The sequence below is a fragment of the Leifsonia sp. 563 genome (assembly GCF_040545055.1).
Classification (GTDB): domain Bacteria; phylum Actinomycetota; class Actinomycetes; order Actinomycetales; family Microbacteriaceae; genus Leifsonia.
In genome coordinates this window covers 273182-289077 of sequence record NZ_JBEPLE010000004.1, presented here as the reverse complement: position 1 = coordinate 289077, position 15896 = coordinate 273182, and the positions used below count along the sequence as shown (strand labels likewise).

At 71.3% G+C, this 15896-nt stretch carries 15 protein-coding genes; 9 read left to right on the top strand and 6 right to left on the bottom strand.

Features of this window, described 5'->3' with window-relative positions; translation table 11 throughout:
• The first annotated feature begins 16 nt into the window (after window positions 1–16).
• The 3 genes from dapE to ABIC47_RS14050 all read left to right on the top strand — a co-directional run bounded on the left by dapE (window position 17) and on the right by ABIC47_RS14050 (window position 2590).
• Complete coding sequence (gene dapE / locus ABIC47_RS14060) at window positions 17–1114, top strand: succinyl-diaminopimelate desuccinylase (protein WP_089875314.1); 1098 nt, start codon at window positions 17–19, stop codon at window positions 1112–1114.
• A complete protein-coding gene (locus tag ABIC47_RS14055) occupies window positions 1083–2348 on the top strand; it encodes a putative hexosyltransferase (RefSeq protein WP_354481202.1) in 1266 nt (421 codons plus the stop codon). The genes dapE and ABIC47_RS14055 overlap by 32 nt, the downstream gene beginning before the upstream one ends.
• 68 nt (window positions 2349–2416) lie before the next feature.
• Window positions 2417–2590: a DUF3117 domain-containing protein gene (locus ABIC47_RS14050; protein ID WP_018190460.1), complete on the top strand. Its 174-nt coding sequence runs from the start codon at window positions 2417–2419 to the stop codon at window positions 2588–2590.
• A gap of 79 nt (window positions 2591–2669) precedes the next feature.
• On the opposite strand, the gene ABIC47_RS14045 is transcribed toward ABIC47_RS14050, so the two are convergent.
• Window positions 2670–3302: an O-methyltransferase gene (locus ABIC47_RS14045; protein ID WP_018190461.1), complete on the bottom strand. Its 633-nt coding sequence runs from the start codon at window positions 3300–3302 to the stop codon at window positions 2670–2672.
• A 97-nt stretch (window positions 3303–3399) separates the two neighbouring features.
• Here ABIC47_RS14045 and ABIC47_RS14040 point away from each other — a divergent pair, with 97 nt between their 5' ends.
• From ABIC47_RS14040 to ABIC47_RS14030, 3 genes are read left to right on the top strand one after another with little or no spacing between them, the layout of a single operon-like run.
• Entirely contained in the window at window positions 3400–3762 is a 363-nt protein-coding gene (locus ABIC47_RS14040; RefSeq protein WP_018190462.1) for a twin-arginine translocase TatA/TatE family subunit, read from the top strand.
• A 46-nt stretch (window positions 3763–3808) separates the two neighbouring features.
• Entirely contained in the window at window positions 3809–5182 is a 1374-nt protein-coding gene (locus ABIC47_RS14035) for an MFS transporter (protein ID WP_354481197.1), read from the top strand.
• On the top strand, window positions 5169–6668 hold the full coding sequence (locus ABIC47_RS14030) for a pyridoxal phosphate-dependent decarboxylase family protein (protein ID WP_354481195.1): 1500 nt from the start codon (window positions 5169–5171) through the stop codon (window positions 6666–6668). The genes ABIC47_RS14035 and ABIC47_RS14030 overlap by 14 nt, the downstream gene beginning before the upstream one ends.
• Before the next feature lie 108 nt (window positions 6669–6776).
• On the opposite strand, the gene ABIC47_RS14025 is transcribed toward ABIC47_RS14030, so the two are convergent.
• The 3 genes from ABIC47_RS14025 to ABIC47_RS14015 are packed head-to-tail and all read right to left on the bottom strand — an operon-like array spanning window position 6777 to window position 9763.
• A complete protein-coding gene (locus tag ABIC47_RS14025; protein WP_354481192.1) occupies window positions 6777–7940 on the bottom strand; it encodes an Mrp/NBP35 family ATP-binding protein in 1164 nt (387 codons plus the stop codon).
• Complete coding sequence (locus tag ABIC47_RS14020) at window positions 7933–8454, bottom strand: DUF1003 domain-containing protein (RefSeq protein WP_018190466.1); 522 nt, start codon at window positions 8452–8454, stop codon at window positions 7933–7935. The genes ABIC47_RS14025 and ABIC47_RS14020 overlap by 8 nt, the downstream gene beginning before the upstream one ends.
• Window positions 8441–9763 (bottom strand): magnesium transporter MgtE N-terminal domain-containing protein, encoded by a 1323-nt coding sequence (locus ABIC47_RS14015; RefSeq protein WP_018190467.1) that lies wholly within the window; start codon window positions 9761–9763, stop codon window positions 8441–8443. Before ABIC47_RS14015 ends, ABIC47_RS14020 begins: the two co-directional genes overlap by 14 nt.
• Window positions 9764–9839: 76 nt before the next feature.
• Between ABIC47_RS14015 and ABIC47_RS14010 the strand changes: the two genes are divergently transcribed.
• Window positions 9840–10469 carry a YflT domain-containing protein gene (locus ABIC47_RS14010; RefSeq protein WP_018190468.1) on the top strand — a complete coding sequence of 210 codons (630 nt, stop codon included), beginning with the start codon at window positions 9840–9842 and terminating at the stop codon, window positions 10467–10469.
• Window positions 10470–10533: 64 nt separating this feature from the next.
• Here ABIC47_RS14010 and ABIC47_RS14005 read toward each other — a convergent pair whose 3' ends face one another.
• Window positions 10534–12159, bottom strand: a complete 1626-nt coding sequence (locus tag ABIC47_RS14005) for an aminopeptidase P family protein (protein ID WP_354481188.1) — start codon at window positions 12157–12159, stop codon at window positions 10534–10536.
• Between the two features lie 59 nt (window positions 12160–12218).
• Here ABIC47_RS14005 and ABIC47_RS14000 point away from each other — a divergent pair, with 59 nt between their 5' ends.
• Both ABIC47_RS14000 and ABIC47_RS13995 read left to right on the top strand, forming a co-directional pair.
• A complete protein-coding gene (locus ABIC47_RS14000) occupies window positions 12219–13091 on the top strand; it encodes a PHP domain-containing protein (RefSeq protein WP_354481185.1) in 873 nt (290 codons plus the stop codon).
• A 63-nt stretch (window positions 13092–13154) separates the two neighbouring features.
• On the top strand, window positions 13155–14282 hold the full coding sequence (locus ABIC47_RS13995; RefSeq protein WP_354481183.1) for an aggregation-promoting factor C-terminal-like domain-containing protein: 1128 nt from the start codon (window positions 13155–13157) through the stop codon (window positions 14280–14282).
• A gap of 99 nt (window positions 14283–14381) precedes the next feature.
• Here ABIC47_RS13995 and ABIC47_RS13990 read toward each other — a convergent pair whose 3' ends face one another.
• Window positions 14382–15857 carry a DEAD/DEAH box helicase gene (locus ABIC47_RS13990; RefSeq protein WP_354481180.1) on the bottom strand — a complete coding sequence of 492 codons (1476 nt, stop codon included), beginning with the start codon at window positions 15855–15857 and terminating at the stop codon, window positions 14382–14384.
• Window positions 15858–15896: the final 39 nt, after the last annotated feature.

Sequence of the window (15896 nt, the reverse complement as noted above, 5' to 3'; positions counted from 1 at the left end):
CCCCTAGGTTAGTAGGGTGCAGATCAGCAGTGTTCCCCTCGACCTGACCGCCTCGTCCATCGACCTCACACGCCAGCTGTGCGACATCGAGTCCGTCTCCGGCGGGGAGGGCACCCTCGCCGACGCGATGGAGGCCGCGCTGACCGGCCTGCCGCATCTGGAGGTCATCCGCGACGGCGACGCGATCGTCGCGCGCACCGACCTGGGCCGCGGCAGGCGGGCGCTGATCGCCGGGCACATCGACACCGTCCCGCTCAACAACAACCTGCCGACGCGGTTCGAGGAGCACGACGGCATCCGCTATCTGTGGGGCCGCGGAACCGTGGATATGAAGGCCGGCGTCGCCGTGCAGCTGAAGCTCGCCGCCGAGCTGACAGATCCCTCCGTCGACGTCACGTGGATGTGGTACGACCACGAGGAGGTCAACGCCGAGCTGAACGGCCTCGGCCGCCTCGCCCGCAACCGGCCCGACCTCTTCGTCGGCGACTTCGGCATCCTCGGCGAGCCGAGCAACGGCGTCGTGGAGGGCGGCTGCAACGGCAACCTCCGCGTCGAAGTGCGCACCTACGGCCTGCGTGCCCACTCGGCCCGAGGCTGGGTCGGCGACAACGCCATCCACAAGGCCGCGCCCATCCTGGACATCCTCGCGGGCTACCAGGCGCGTGAGGTCGAGGTCGACGGGCTCGTCTACAAGGAGGGCCTCAATGCGGTCGGCATCTCCGGGGGAGTGGCCGGCAACATCATCCCGGACGAGTGCATGGTCCACATCAACTACCGCTTCGCTCCGTCGCGCTCGTCGCAGGAGGCCATCGAGCACATGCACGAGCTGTTCGGCGACTACGAGATCACGGTCGTCGACCGTGCAGACGGCGCCCGCCCGGGATTGGATGCGCCCCTCGCGCAGGAGTTCGTCGCCGCGGTCGGCGGTGTGGCGAAGCCGAAGTACGGGTGGACGGACGTCGCCCGGTTCAGCGCCATGGGCATCCCCGCGGTCAACTACGGTCCCGGCGACCCGCTGAAGGCGCACGCCGACGACGAGCGCGTCGACGTCGAGCAGATCGTCGCGGTCGAGGAGGGGCTGCGTGCCTGGCTCACCGGCGCCGGCGCGCGCTGACTCCACGGCGCTGCCGGATGCGGCGGGCGGCCGGGCGGTCGCCCGCGGCCCGTGGTGGACGCTGTGGTGGGTGCGGGTCCTCCTGATCTATCTGGGGGCGCGCGCGGTCACGACCGTGATCCTCCTGAGCTTCGCCGCCGCGGAGGGCGCGAACGCCTGGACGAGCGCGTCGCCCGACTACTTCTCGTTCGCGAACCTGTGGGACGGGCGCTGGTACGAGATCGTCGCCGGCTCCGGCTATCCCGCCGGCCTTCCGACGACCGACGGTGTGCACGTCGCCGAGAACGCGTGGGCGTTCCTTCCCGGCTACCCGGGGCTCGTCGACGCGGTCATGTTCCTGACCCGGTTGCCCTGGCCGATGGCCGCGGTGCTGGTGTCGTTCGCGGCGGGCGCCGGGGCGGCCCTGGTATTCCATCAGCTGATGCGCCGCGTGGGCCTGAGCGCCTCGACCAGCCTGTTCGCTGTCGTCCTGTTCTGCGTCGCGCCCGTCTCGCCCCTGTTCCAGGTGGCGTACGCCGAGTCGCTGTACATCCTGCTGCTCGTGACCGCGCTGCTGCTGCTCGTAGAGCGGCGATACGCCTGGCTGTTCCCTGTCGTCCTGGCGATGGCGTTCACGCGCCCGTCGGGGCTCGCGTTCGCCCTCGCCCTCGTGCTGCATGTCGGCTACCGGTGGATGCGGCGGCGCGACGACCCGTTCCCGGTGCGCGAGCGCGTGCTCAGCGTCTCGCTCGCCGTCTTCAGCGGCCTCGCGGGACTCGCCTGGCCGGCGATCGCCGCGATCGGGACGGGCTCGCTCACGGCCTACACCGACACGGAGCTGGCCTGGCGGTCGGCGTACATCGGGTACACGCACCTGGTGCCGTTCACGCCCTGGTTCCAGGGGGCCGACTGGTGGGCGAGCGCCATGCTCGGCATCCCCGGCTGGGTGGGCATGGCCGCGCTGGTCGTCATCGTGGCGCTGTTCGGCATCCTGCTGTTCTCCCCGGCGGTGCGGAGGCTCGGCGTCGACCTGCGGTTCTGGGTGGCCGCGTACTCGCTCTACCTGCTCGCCGTGTTCTTCCCGCAGTCGAGCACGTTCCGGCTGCTGATGCCGCTGTTCCCCCTGCTCGGCGCGCTCGCCCTGCCGCGGAGCCGCGTCTACCGCGTGGCGATCGTCGCCCTGTTCATCGCCCTGCAGGTGGGCTGGGTCGCCGTCTGCTGGTTCATCAACGGATACGACTGGTCACCTCCGTGATCCCTCCGATTTCCGCACGTCGGCAACGATGTCGGATAATAGAAGGACATCCACGAAAGGGGAGCTGCATGGCGGCCATGAAGCCGAGGACCGGGGACGGGCCGATGGAGGCTGTGAAGGAGGGACGGCTCATCATCGTGCGTGTGCCGCTCGAGGGTGGGGGACGACTGGTGGTCTCCGTCAACGACGCGGAAGCCAAAGAGCTCCACGACGCGCTTGCCAGCGTCGTGACCTCCGCCTGACCATACGCTGTATAGAGAAGGGCCCCGATCGAATCGATCGGGGCCCTTCTCGCGTGTGTTGGGCCGGTGGGCCGGTCGCCTACGGCGCGAGCTTGGTGATCTGCAGCAGCCCCTCGCCGGCCGGCGACAGGGCGCTGATGACCGCGCCGGACGCGGACGTCTCGGTGATGAGCGTGCGGAAGCCGGTCGCGACCTCGTCACGCGCCGCCGGGTCAGCGACGCGTCCACGCCAGAGCGCGCGGGCGACGAGCACCGTTCCGCCCGGGCGCACCAGGCGCAGCCCGTGCTCGACGTACTCAATGACCGACTGCGGGTCGGCGTCGATGAAGACGATGTCGTACGAGTTCTCGTTCATACGCGGCAGCACCTCGAGCGCACGACCGGGGATGAGCCGCACACGGTTCGACGGCAGCCCCGCCTCGGTGAAGAACGCGCGGGCATGCTGCTGGTACTCGACCTCCACGTCGATGGAGGTGAGCTGCGCATCCGTGCCGCCGGTGAGGAGCCACAGGCCCGAGACTCCGACGCCGGTTCCGATCTCGACGACGTTCTCGGCGCGCGTCGCCGCCACGACGACGGCCGCCTGGGCGCCGGTCGCGGGCGAGATGGGGTCGATGCCCAGTTCGAGCGACTGCTGTCGTGCCCGGGCGATCACATCGCTCTCGACGACGATGTCGTCGGCGAATCTCCAGTTCGAGTCCTTGTCTGACACTGCACTCCCGTCGATCGGCCTCGGGCGCGGGCCTCTTCACAGGATACGGCGGGCTCATGCGGCATCCGTGCAGGCATCGCCGCGATACCCTGGAAACGTGTTCGGGCTGACCTTCGACAAGCTGCTGATCGTGGCGGTGATCGCTGCGTTCGTCATCGGCCCGGAGCGCCTGCCCGCGTACGCCGCGAAGCTCGGTCAGCTGGTGCGGTCGCTGCGTGACTTCGCCAACGGCGCGAAGGACCGGATGCGGGATGAGATGGGCCCCGAGTTCGACGAGGTCGACTGGAAGAAGCTCGACCCCCGCCAGTACGACCCGCGCCGCATCATCCGCGAAGCGCTGCTCGAGGACGGCCCGGAGGCCGCCGGCGCGATCAAGCCCGTGACGCAGTCCGCGTACGCGCAGCGGAAGCTGCCGCTGACGGCCGGGGCGATCCCGCCGTACGACACCGAGTCCACCTGACGCGGCGCGGCGGGCTGCGCGGTCGCGCATCCACTACGCTGCGGACATGATCGCAACGGAGCAGTCGCTGAGCAGGGCGACCGTCGCGCGGTACGCCGTCGGGTCGCTCGGCACGGGCGGCTTCGCGACCCTTCCCGGGCTGGTGCTCGTGTACTACCTCACCGACTCGCTGGGTGTCGCCGCGATCGTCGCGGGCGTGGTCGTGACGGTGGCCAAGGTGTGGGACGTGGTGATCGACCCGGTGATCGGCGCCCGCAGCGACCGGATGCTCGCCGTGCGCGGCTCCCGCCGGCCGATGATGCTGCTGGGTGCGCTCGCGCTGCCGGTGTTCTTCCTGCTCACATTCGCCGTCCCGCCCGGGACGCCGGCCGCGGCCGCCGCCGTCTGGGTGCTGCTCGCGTTCGTGCTGACGGCGACGGCGTTCAGCCTGTTCCAGGTGCCGTACATCGCGCTGCCGGCCGAGCTCGCGTCCGGATACGACCAGAGGACGCGCCTGCTGACCTGGCGCGTGGTGGTTCTGACCTTCGCCATCCTGCTGTTCGGGGCGGGCGGGCCCGCGCTGCGGTCGCTCGGCGGGGGCAACGCCTTCGCGGGGTACTTCCTGATGGCACTGGTCGCGGGTGTGACGATCGGCGCCGGGATGCTCGTCTCGGCGTTCGTCGCGCCGCGCGGACTGCCCGCTGCCGAGCCGCCGGCGCGAGAGAGCATCGTCGCGACCGTGCGCTCGAACTACGCGGCCGGGGTGCGCGTGCTGCGCGACAGCCAGCCGTTCCGCGCCCTGCTGCTCACGTTCCTGCTGCAGGGACTGGCCACCGGCCTGATGCTCGCCGGGGCCAACTACGTCGCCACGTGGGTGCTCCACTCGGAGGACGCCGTGACGTTCCTGTTCGTCGCGCTCATCGGCCCCGCGCTCATCGTGACGCCGCTGTGGGGCGTCATCGCGCGCCGCATCGGCAAGGAGCGCGGGTTCGTGATCGCGAGCGTCCTGTTCGGGCTGGCGGCCCAGTCCATGGTCGCGCTGCTGTGGGCGCCCGGCGCGTGGGTCTACGCACCCGTCGCCCTGGCGGGAGCCGGGTACGCGGGCATGCAGTCCCTGCCGATGGCCATGCTGCCCGACGTCATCTCGCACGACGCGCGGCGCAACGGCGAGGGCCGGGCGGGAACGTTCGGCGGCATGTGGACAGCGGGGGAGACGACGGGCATGGCGCTCGGCGCGACCGTGCTGAGCATCGTGCTCGCGGTGAGCGGCTACGTCTCGCGCAGTGCGGCCGTGGCGGAGGCGGGCGCGTCTCAGCCGGCCAGCGCCGTGGCCGGGATCGCCCTGAGCTTCAGCCTCGTCCCGGCGATCATCATCGCGATCAGCCTGGTGCCGCTGGCGCGGTACCGGCTCCGGAAGGGAGACATCGATGTCGTCGTTTGACGCTGCGGCCATCCTCGGGCGCCTCGCCGCCCTGCGCGAGGCGGATGCCCCGACGCACGGCGGCCGGGTGCTGAGCTACGTGTACGACTCGGGGATGCCCGAGATCGACGAGCTCGCGGCCGCGGCCATGCGGCTGGTTCAGCCGGTGAACGGCCTGGACCCGACGACGTTCACGTCCGTCGCGGTGATGGAGCGCGAAGTCGTCGGGTTCGCCCGCGAGCTGCTGCATGGCGGGGACGACGTGGTCGGCTCGGTGACCTCCGGAGGCACGGAGTCGTGCCTGCTCGCCGTGAAGACCGCGCGCGACGTCTGGCGCGCCGCGGGCGGCAGGGGGACGCCCCGGCTGCTCGCGCCGGTGACCGTGCACGCGGCGTTCCAGAAGGCGGCGGCACTGTTCGACCTGACGCTGGACCTCGTGCCTGTGGATGCGCGGACGGGGCGGCTCGACGCATCCCGTCTGATCGAGCGGATCGGTCCGGACGTCGCGCTGGTCGTCGTCTCGGCGCCCTCGTACCCGTACGCGACACTCGACCCGATCGAGGAGGTGGCCGCCGCGTGCGACGACGCGGGGGTGGCGTGCCATGTGGATGCCTGCATCGGCGGGTGGATCCTGCCGTTCTGGCGGGCGGCGGACGGATCGGCGCTGCCGGCGTGGGACTTCCGGGTGCCCGGCGTGACGAGCGTCTCGGCCGACCTCCACAAGTACGGCTACGCGCCGAAGGGAGCCAGCGTCCTGCTGCAGCGCGGGCGCGACCGTCAGCGGCGCCAGTACTTCGCGACGACCGGCTGGCCGGGGTATCCGGTCGTCAACTCCACCCTGCTCGGGTCGAAGTCGGCCGGGTCGCTCGCGGCATCCTGGGCGATCATCCAGGCGCTCGGAGCCCGCGGTTTCGCCGGCCTCGCCGAGTCGTGCCGTCGTGCCACCCGCGGGCTGCAGGACATCGTCGGCGACATCGAGGGGTTGCGCGTGCTCGGCGACCCGACCGGCCCGCTGCTCGCCGTCACGACCGACGACGCGGTGCCGACGGAGCGTCGCATCGACCCGCACCACTGGGCCGACCGGGTGCGGCGCCGCGGCTGGGTGCTACAGCTGCAGCCGGGGCTGGTGCAGACGGACGGCACGCGCCTCCCGCACACCACCCACCTCACCATCACGCCGGTGACGGAGGCGCGGATCGACGAGCTGGAGGCGGCCCTGCGCGGTGCCGCCGACGAAGCACGCGGCGTGCCCCCGGTCGACGGGGATGCGGTGCTCGCCGCCCTGCCCGGGGACCTGCTGGCGGGGCTCGCGGCAGGCGACGTCGAACTCGACTCGGCGACGGCTGCCCACATCCTGGGCTCGATCGGCCTCGCGGGAGGCGCGACCCCCGGCCTCCCCGACGATCAGGCGCCGCTGCTCGCGCTCGTCTCGGCACTGCCGCGCCCCGTCACCGAACGCCTCCTCACGGAGCTGCTCGCCCGGGCCGTAGAGCCTCCCGACGCCTGACCCGCTCCCGCCTCCCGCCTCCGTCCCACCGTCGAGTCCTCAAACTTTGCACGCTGAGGGGGCGTCGAGCGTGCAAAGTTTGCGGACTCGACGGCGGGGGATGCGGGGTCAGCGGACGGAGAGACCGAGCTTGCGGCCGGCGAGGCCGCGGGAGCGGGTCGCCAGGCGGTCGGCGACGGCGCGGATCGCGGCGGCGGCGGGGTCCGCGGGGTCGGTCACCACGATGGGCGCTCCGGTGTCGCCGCCGGCCCGCAGCGGGATGCTGAGGGGCACGCTGGCGAGCAGCGGCACCTCCTCCTCCTGGCCGGCCGACAGCCGTCGCGCGACCTCGGCGCCGCCGCCGGAGCCGAACAGGTCGAGCACGCTGCCGTCCGGCTGCACGAGCCCCGCCATGTTCTCGATGACACCGATGACCCGCTGGCCGGTCTGACGCGCGACGACGCCGCTGCGCTCGGCCACGTCGGCCGCGGCCGGCTGCGGTGTCGTCACCACGAGCACCTCCGCGCCGGGCAGCAGCTGGCCGACCGAGATCGCGACATCCCCGGTGCCCGGCGGGAGGTCGAGCAGCAGCACGTCGAGGTCGCCGAAGTACACGTCCGACAGGAACTGCTGGATGGTGCGATGCAGCATCGGCCCGCGCCACGCGACGGCCGCGGAGGCCGAATCGACGAACATCCCGATCGAAACGACCTTCACGCCGTAGGCGACCGGCGGAAGGATCATGTCATCCACGCGCGTCGGCCGCGGCGCGACGCCGTTCTCGTCGGTCAGGCCCAGGATTCCGGGGATGGAGAAGCCGTGCACGTCCGCATCCACGATCCCGACCCGTAGCCCGCGCTCCGCCAGTGCGACCGCGAGGTTGGCCGTGACCGTCGACTTGCCGACTCCGCCCTTGCCGCTCGTGACGGCGTAGACGCGGGTCAGCGACTCCGGGCCGAACTGCTGACCGCGCGCCGGCCGGCCCGCCCGCAGGCGGTCGGTCAGAGCACGCCGCTCGGCGGGGGTCATCACCGAGACGTCGACGGCGACCTCGGTCACGCCCGGGACGGCGGCGGTTGCCGCGCGCACGTCCCGTTCGATCGCGTCGGCCGCCGGGCACCCGACGATGGTCAGTTTGATGCCGACCTCGGCGCGCCCCTGCGCATCCACCTCCACGCCGCCCACCATGTCGAGCTCGGTGATCGGTTTGCGGATCTCGGGGTCGAGCACCGCCCCGAGCGCGCTCCGGACGGCAACCGCGAGATCGACTCCCGCGCTGTCCGGCTCAGGCACGGGCCTGCTCGCCCTCGCCCGCGTCGCCCCTCTCGAGGTCCTCGAGCAGCGAGCGGAGCTCGGCGCGGATGAAGTCCTTCGTCGCCATGTCCTTCACCGCGAGCCGCAGGGCTACGACCTCGCGCGCCAGGTACTCGGTGTCGGCGAGGTTGCGCTCTGCACGCTGCCGGTCCTGCTCGATCTGCACGCGGTCGCGGTCGTCCTGACGGTTCTGCGCGAGCAGGATCAGGGGAGCGGCATACGACGCCTGCAGCGAGAGCACGAGCGTCAGCGCGATGAAGCCCAGAGCCGCGGAGTCGAAACGCCAGGCGTTCGGGGCGAGCGTGTTCCACGCCATCCACGCGAGGACGAAGACGGTCAGCCCCAGGATGAACCACGGCGTGCCCATCGCGCGTGCGATCCACTCGGTGAACCGGCCGAACCGGTCGCGCGACTCCAGCGGGCTGCGCCGCAGCACCGGCGTCCGGAGTCCCTTCGGGGCGTCGAGCCCCGCGTCCTGCCTACCTCCTGCCACTTCCGCCCCTCCTTCCGTTCACGATGCGGATGCTTCCGGTCTGGTCGGACGGCGCCGTGCGTTTCACGGGCTCGTCCTCGTCTTGACTTCGCCAGTCGTCGGGGAGCAGATAGTCGAGGATGTCGTCGATGGTCACCACCCCGACGAGACGATGCTTGTCGTCGACCACGGGGACCGAGACGAGGTTGTACGAGGCGAGGATGCGCGACACCTCGGCGGCGGAGGTGTCCGCGGTGACCGGCTCGAGGCTCGGATCGAGCAGGGTGCCGAGGCGCACGTGCGGGGGATAGCGCAGCATCCGCTGGAAGTGCACGACGCCCAGGAACCGGCCGGTCGGCGGCTCGTACGGCGGCAGCGTCACGCACACCGCGGCGCCGAGCGCGGGAGCGAGCTCGTGACGGCGGATCAGGGCGAGGCCCTCCGCGACCGTCGCGTCGGCCGAGACGATGATCGGCTCGGTCGTCATCAGACCGCCCGCGGTGTCCGGGTTGTAGCTGAGGAGCATGCGGACGTCGTCCGCCTCCTCCGGCTCCATGAGCTCCAGCAGGTGCTCGCCGCGCTCGTCGGAGAGCTGGGCGATGAGGTCGGCTGCGTCGTCCGGCTCCATCTGGTCGAGCACGTCCGCGGCGCGGTCGTCGTTGAGCTGGGCGAGGATCTGCACCTGCTCGCTCTCCGGCATCTCCTCCAGCACGTCGGCGAGACGGTCGTCCGGCAATTCCTCCGCGACCTCCAGCATCCGCTGCTGAGGGAGGTCGAGGAGGGTGTTCGCGAGGTCGGCGGGCTTCAGCTCCGAGTAGGTGGCGATGAGCTGCTCGGCCGACTGCGCCTCGCCGAGCTTCTGCTTCTCGCGCACCTCGTTCCAGGTCACGAACGTCGTCGCGCCCTTGGCGAAGGGGGAGCCGCCCGCCTTGGGCTTCCGGACGAACAGCTGGCTGACCGCCCAGTCGCCGGTCTCGGTCTCCTCGATCGCGACGTCCTCGATTGTCGCCTCGCCGCCGCCGTCGGTGAACACGACCCGGCGGCCGAGGAGCTCGGCGATCACGCGCACCTCGCCGCCGCGCTGCTCGAAGCGGCGCATGTTGATGATGCCGTTGGTGATGATCTGCCCGCTGCCGATGCTGGTGACCCGCCCGATGGACAGGAACACGCGGCGCTTCCCGGGGATCTCGACGATCAGCCCGACGACGCGGGGAGGGTCGTTCTTGCGGTACACGACCAGGACGTCTCTGACCTTGCCGACCCGGTCTCCGACGGGATCGAACACGGTCGTCCCGGCCAGGCGGGCGACGAAGACTCTGGGCGAACTCACCCTGTTAACCTAGCCCTCGCAGGTGAACGAAGGCTGTTTCCGTGCCCTCGCGAAGCCTGGATGGAACAATGGGTGGATGAGCACACCTGGGCTGAACAACGGGCGCAACCGAATCCTCTTCCCGACCCTGCCGCGAGGCGAAGTGGTCGCCACCTTCGAGAGCTATCCCGAGGCGCAGGAGGCGGTCGACGTGCTGGCCCGCGCCGACTTCCCCGTCGACAAGGTCTCGATCGTCGGCAGCGACCTGAAGAGCGTCGAGCGCGTCACCGGCAAGCTCACCTGGGGCCGCGTCGCACTGGCGGGTGCGGCGTCCGGTGCGTGGCTCGGCATCTTCTTCGGCCTGCTGCTCATCATCTTCTCGCCGTCGGTCAGCCTCGCGTTCGTGCTCGCCGCGCTGCTCCTCGGTGCGGGATTCGGGATGCTGTGGGGCATCGTCTCCTACGCGATCAACCGGCGCAGGCGCGACTTCACGTCCGTCCAGCAGGTGATCGCGACCAGCTACTCGGTGCTCGTCGATTCCGATCTCGGCAACCGCGCACGCAACCTGCTCGCGAGCGGGGGAGCGGAGGAGCCGGCCGCAGCCCCGGGATGGACGCCGCCCGCGCAGCCGCAGCACCCGTCCGACCCGCCGCCCGCGCCTCCCGCGTCGGCGCCGCCGGTCGCTCCCCAGCCGGGCGACGAGCGTCCGCCCGCACCCTCGGCCTGACCACCTCCGCCGAAGTGCACGTGGTGGCGGCTATTTCGCGTGCGAAACAACCACAACGTGCACCTCAGCGCTGCGAGAGCCGCCGCACCCACGCCTCCACATCGTCCGCGGTGCGCGGGATGTCGGCGGAGAGGTTCTCGGCGCCGTCCTCGGTGACCAGGATGTTGTCCTCGATGCGTACGCCGATGCCGCGGAAGCTCTCGGGGACGGTCAGGTCGTCCGGCTGGAAGTAGAGCCCGGGCTCGATCGTGAACACCATTCCGGGCTGGAGCACGCCGTCGAGGTAGAGCTCCCGGCGCGCCTGCGCGCAGTCGTGCACGTCGAGACCGAGGTGGTGGCTCGTCCCGTGCACCATGTAGCGGCGGTGCTGCTGGTTCTCGACCTCCAGGGCCTCCTCGGCGCTGACCGGGAGCAGCCCCCATTCGGCGGTGCGCCGAGCGATGACCGCCATGGCGGTCGCATGGATCTCGCGGAACCGGATGCCGGGTCGCACGATCGCGAACGCCGCGTCCGCCGCCTCTCGCACCGCCTCGTAGATCAGGCGCTGCGTCTCGGTGAAGGTGCCGTCGATGGGGAAGGTGCGGGTGATGTCGGCGGTGTAGTAGCTGTCCAGTTCGACGCCCGCGTCCAGCAGGATGAGGTCGCCCGGCACCACGGGGCCGTCGTTGCGCGTCCAGTGCAGGATGCACGCGTGCGGCCCGCTCGCCGCGATCGTGTCGTAGCCGACCGCGTTGCCGTCGGCGCGGGCGCGGCCGTAGAAGACGCCCTCGACGAGCCGCTCGCCGCGCGGGTGCGCAGTGATGCGCGGCAGGTCGGCGATCACGTCGTCGAAGCCGCGGGCGGTCGCCGCGACCGCAGCGCGGAGTTCGGCGATCTCGTACTCGTCCTTGACGAGGCGCAGCTCGGAGAGTTCGCGGGCCAGCCGGTCGTCCTCATCGTGGTCCTCCGGGTCGACATCCGCGCCGTCGCCGTCGGAACCGTCTCCCAGCAGCAGGCGCGCCGCATCCACGTCGTCCGTGATGCCGCGGTCGGCCTCGCGCAGCACCACGGTGTCGCCGTCCACCGCGTCGAGCACCGAGCGCACCTCGGCGATGCCGCGGGTGGCCAGCGCGAGGTCGCCGGCGACCTGCGCGAGCGACGGACGGGGACCGATCCAGAACTCGCCGATCTCGGGGTTCGCGTAGAACTCGTCGGAGTCGCGTCCCGCCCGCTCACGGAAGTACAGGGTCGCCTCGTGTCCGGACGCCGTCGGCTCCAGCACCAGGACGCTGCCCGGCTCGGAGTCCGAACCCCAGCCGGTCAGGTACGCGAACGCCGAGTGCGCGCGGAACGGGTAGTCGGTGTCGTTGGAGCGCTGTGCGAGACGCCCGGCCGGGATGATGAGGCGCTTCCCGGGGAACAGCTCGGACACGCGCGCACGACGGGCCGCCGCGTACTGCGCCTGGCGGCGCGGCTCGGGCACGACCTCCGGACGCTCGGCCCATCCCGACCCGATGTACTCGCGGAAGGCGTCGGAACCGGGGGTCGTCGAGCGGTTCTGCGTCGCGCGCGGAGCCTCATCGGACTCGGCGGCGGCAGCCGTCTCGGTCGTCGTGGCGACCGCTGCGGCGGTCGGGTCGTCGACGGCGTTGGTCGCGATGTCGGCGTCTGCGGTGGCTGGCGTGGTCGGCTGGGAGGACATGGCGTCCATTCTTCCACCCGCTGGCCGCCATGCGCCCGGCCGGTCGGCGCCCTCCTAGGATGGTCACCATGGCTGATGCGCGGCGGTTCCGAGGTCCCGTCGACCTGCACACGCACTCCAGCGTGTCCGACGGGACGGAGACCCCGGCCGAGCTCATCCGCGCCGCCGCCGATGCAGGGCTGGGCACCGTCGCGCTCACCGATCACGACTCGACCGCCGGATGGGCAGAGGCCGCCACCGAGGCCGCACGCGTCGGCATCACGGTCATCCCGGGGATGGAGCTGTCGACCCGCATCGAGTTCGCCAGCGTCCACATGCTCGGCTACCTCTTCGATCCGACGAACGAAGCGCTCGTCGCCGAGACCCGCCGCATCCGCGACGGCCGGATGCGGCGAGCCGAGGACATGGTGCGGCGCATCTCCGAGGATTACGACATCACGTGGGACGACGTCCTCGCCCAGGCGACGGAGGGCGCGACCGTCGGGCGCCCGCACATCGCCGACGCGCTCGTCGCGCGCGGGCTCGCCTCGGACCGCAGCGCCGCGTTCGCCGGGATCCTGCACTGGCGGAGCGGCTACTTCCAGCCGCACTACGCACCGGAGCCGCTGACCGGCGTCCGCCTCATCCGCGGGGCGGGCGGTCTGCCGGTGCTGGCGCATCCCGCGACCGGCGGCCGGGGCCGCGTGATCCCGGAGGACCGGCTGCGGCGCCTGGTCGACGCCGGGCTCTTCGGACTGGAGCTCGACCACCGCGAGAACACGGCGGACGGTGTCGAACGGCTGCGGGAGCTCGCGGCCCGATACGGCCTCCGCATCACCGGATCGAGCGACTACCACGGCGCGGGCAAGCCCAACCGGCTGGGGGAGAACACCACCGATCCGGCCGTGGTCGACGCGATGATCGAAGAAGCGACAGGCGCGGCGCCCTTCTACGCTCCGTGACCACCAGCACGTAGCCTGGACCCCGGACATGACGTCGGGGCGAGAAGGATGCGAGGTGCGCGAGTGAGACGGTTCTGGCGAGGATCGGCGGCCGCTGCCGCCCTGACGGCCGTCCTCGTCGTCGTTGCGGGCGTCACGCCCGCGAACGCCGACAGCTACCCGTCGTGGGACGACGTGCAGGCCGCGAAGAACAACGCGAGCGCGGCCCAGGCCGAGGTCGACCGGATCAACGGTCTACTGACGGGTCTGCAGACCGCCGCGAACGCAGCGGGCGACCTCGCCGTCAAGCGGCTGGGGGAGTACGGAACCGCCGAGGCCGCCCTGCAGACCGCGACCGCCAAGGCGCAGGGTCTGGCCGAGAAGGCGCAGGAGGCATCCGCCCAGGCGGATGCGCTCAAGGCCCAGAGCGGCAAGCTCGCCGAGCAGCTCACCCGCGCGGGCACCTCATCCGTGTCGCTCCGGTTGTTCCTCAGCCCGAACGCGACACGCTCCGACTCCCTGCTGTACCAGCTCGGCGCGGTGTCGAAGCTCGCCGACCAGGCAAGCTCGCTGTACGCCAGGGCGAACGCCCAGAAGAACCTCGCCGCGTCGCTCAGCGAGCAGGCGAGCAGTGCCCAGAAGGTGCGCGACCAGCTCGCGGTGGATGCGAAGAAGGCCCTCGACGTCGCGACCGCGGCGAAGCAGGCGGCCGACGCTCAGCTCGCCGACCAGAAGAAGCACGCCGACACGCTGTACGCCCAGCTGGCGACCCTGAAGAACACCGAGGCGTCTGTCGAGAAGTCGTACGCCGAGGGGCAGGCGGCGGCCGCGGCTGCCGCGGCGGCCGCGAACCCGGGCGGCGGGTCCGACGGGTTCGCCCCGCCTCCCGGCATGGTGGTCGACCCGGCCGGCGCCCAGGCGTACGCGGCGAGCCGCCTCCCGGCCTTCGGCTGGGGCGGCGAGCAGATGAGCTGCCTGATCAAGCTGTGGAACCATGAGTCCGACTGGCGGGCGGACGCCTACAACACGTCGAGTGGCGCGTACGGCATCCCGCAGGCCTGGCCCGCCAGCAAGATGGCGTCGGCTGGCCCGGACTGGCTGACCAACCAGAACACGCAGGTCAACTGGGGCCTCGACTACATCAACCGCGCCTACGGCTCGCCGTGCGCCGCGTGGACCTTCGAGATGAGCCACGACCCCAACTGGTACTGAGCGCGTCCCCCGTCCCACGCAAACAGCTCCTGAGTTTTTCGCTCCGATCCTGACGAATCGGGCGAAAAACTCAGGAGCTGTCGGCGTGGGAGGCCGGGGTCAGCTGGCGGGGGTGGTGGCGGAGCCGCCGCGCGAGCGACGACGGCGACGACGCGGAGCGCTGTTGCCGTCGCGGTGCTGCGATCCGCCGCCGTCGTGCGTGCCGGCGGCCGGGGCCTTGGCCTCGCCGCCCTCCGACGCGGAGCCGTCGGGAGCCGTCGAGCCCTGCGATGCGCCCTGCCCTGAGCCGCGCGTGCGGCGACGGCGGCTGCTGCTCGAACGCTCCCCGCCCTCCGGGCCGGTGGAGTCGGTGCGGCCGCCGCGCGGCGACTCGGTCGCCTTCACGGCCGGGGTGGGCTTCAGTCGGCCCTTGACGCCCTGCGGGATGTCGAGGTCGGTGTAGAGGTGCGGCGAGGACGAGTAGGTCTCGGTCGGCTCCGGCTGCCCGAACTCGAGCGCCTTGTTGATGAGGGCCCACTTGTGCAGGTCCTCCCAGTCGACGAACGTCACGGCGATGCCGGTCTTGCCCGCGCGGCCGGTGCGGCCGGCGCGGTGCAGGTAGGTCTTCTCGTCGTCCGGGATGGTGTGGTTGATGACGTGCGTGACGTCGTCCACGTCGATGCCGCGAGCCGCGACGTCGGTGGCGATGAGGATGTCCTTCTTACCCGCCTTGAACGCGGCCATGGCGCGCTCGCGCTGCTCCTGGTTGAGGTCGCCGTGCACGGCGGCGGCGTTGAAGCCGCGGTCGTTGAGCTCCTCGACCAGCTTGGCGGCGGCGCGCTTGGTGCGCGTGAAGATCACGGTCTTGCCGCGGCCCTCGGCCTGCAGGATGCGGGCGATGACCTCGTCCTTGTCGAGCGAGTGCGCGCGGTAGATCAGGTGCTTGATGTTCGCCTGGATCTGGCCCTCGTCGGGGTCGGTCGCGCGGATGTGGACCGGTCGGGTCATGAACCGGCGCGCCAGCGCGACGATCGGGCCCGGCATGGTCGCCGAGAAGAGCATGGTGTGGCGTGTGGCCGGTGTCTGCGCGAACAGCTTCTCGATGTCGGCGAGGAAGCCGAGATCGAGCATCTTGTCGGCCTCGTCAAGCACCATCTCCTGGACGCTGCCGAGGTTCAGCAGGCGCTGACCGGCGAGGTCGAGGAGGCGCCCAGGGGTGCCGACGACGATCTGCGCGCCGCCCTTCAGCTGGGCGATCTGGCCTTCGTAGGCCTTGCCGCCGTAGATGCTGGCGATGGAGGTCGGGCGTCCGGCGGCGGCCGTCTCGAGGTCTTCGTAGACCTGGATGGCCAGCTCGCGGGTGGGCACGACGACGAGTGCCTTCACGCCGGGCTCGGGGTTCGGGCCGAGGCGCTGGATCAGGGGGAGGCCGAAGCCGAGGGTCTTGCCGGTTCCCGTCTTCGCCTGGCCGATGATGTCCTGGCCGGTGAGCGCGAGAGGGATGGTCTGCGTCTGGATGGGGAACGGCTCGATGATGCCCTTGGCGGCGAGCTGGTCCACCATGTCCTGGTCGATGTTGAGTTCTGAGAAAGTCACTGGTGAATTGCCTGTCGATTCGATTGGAGTGTCCACGCC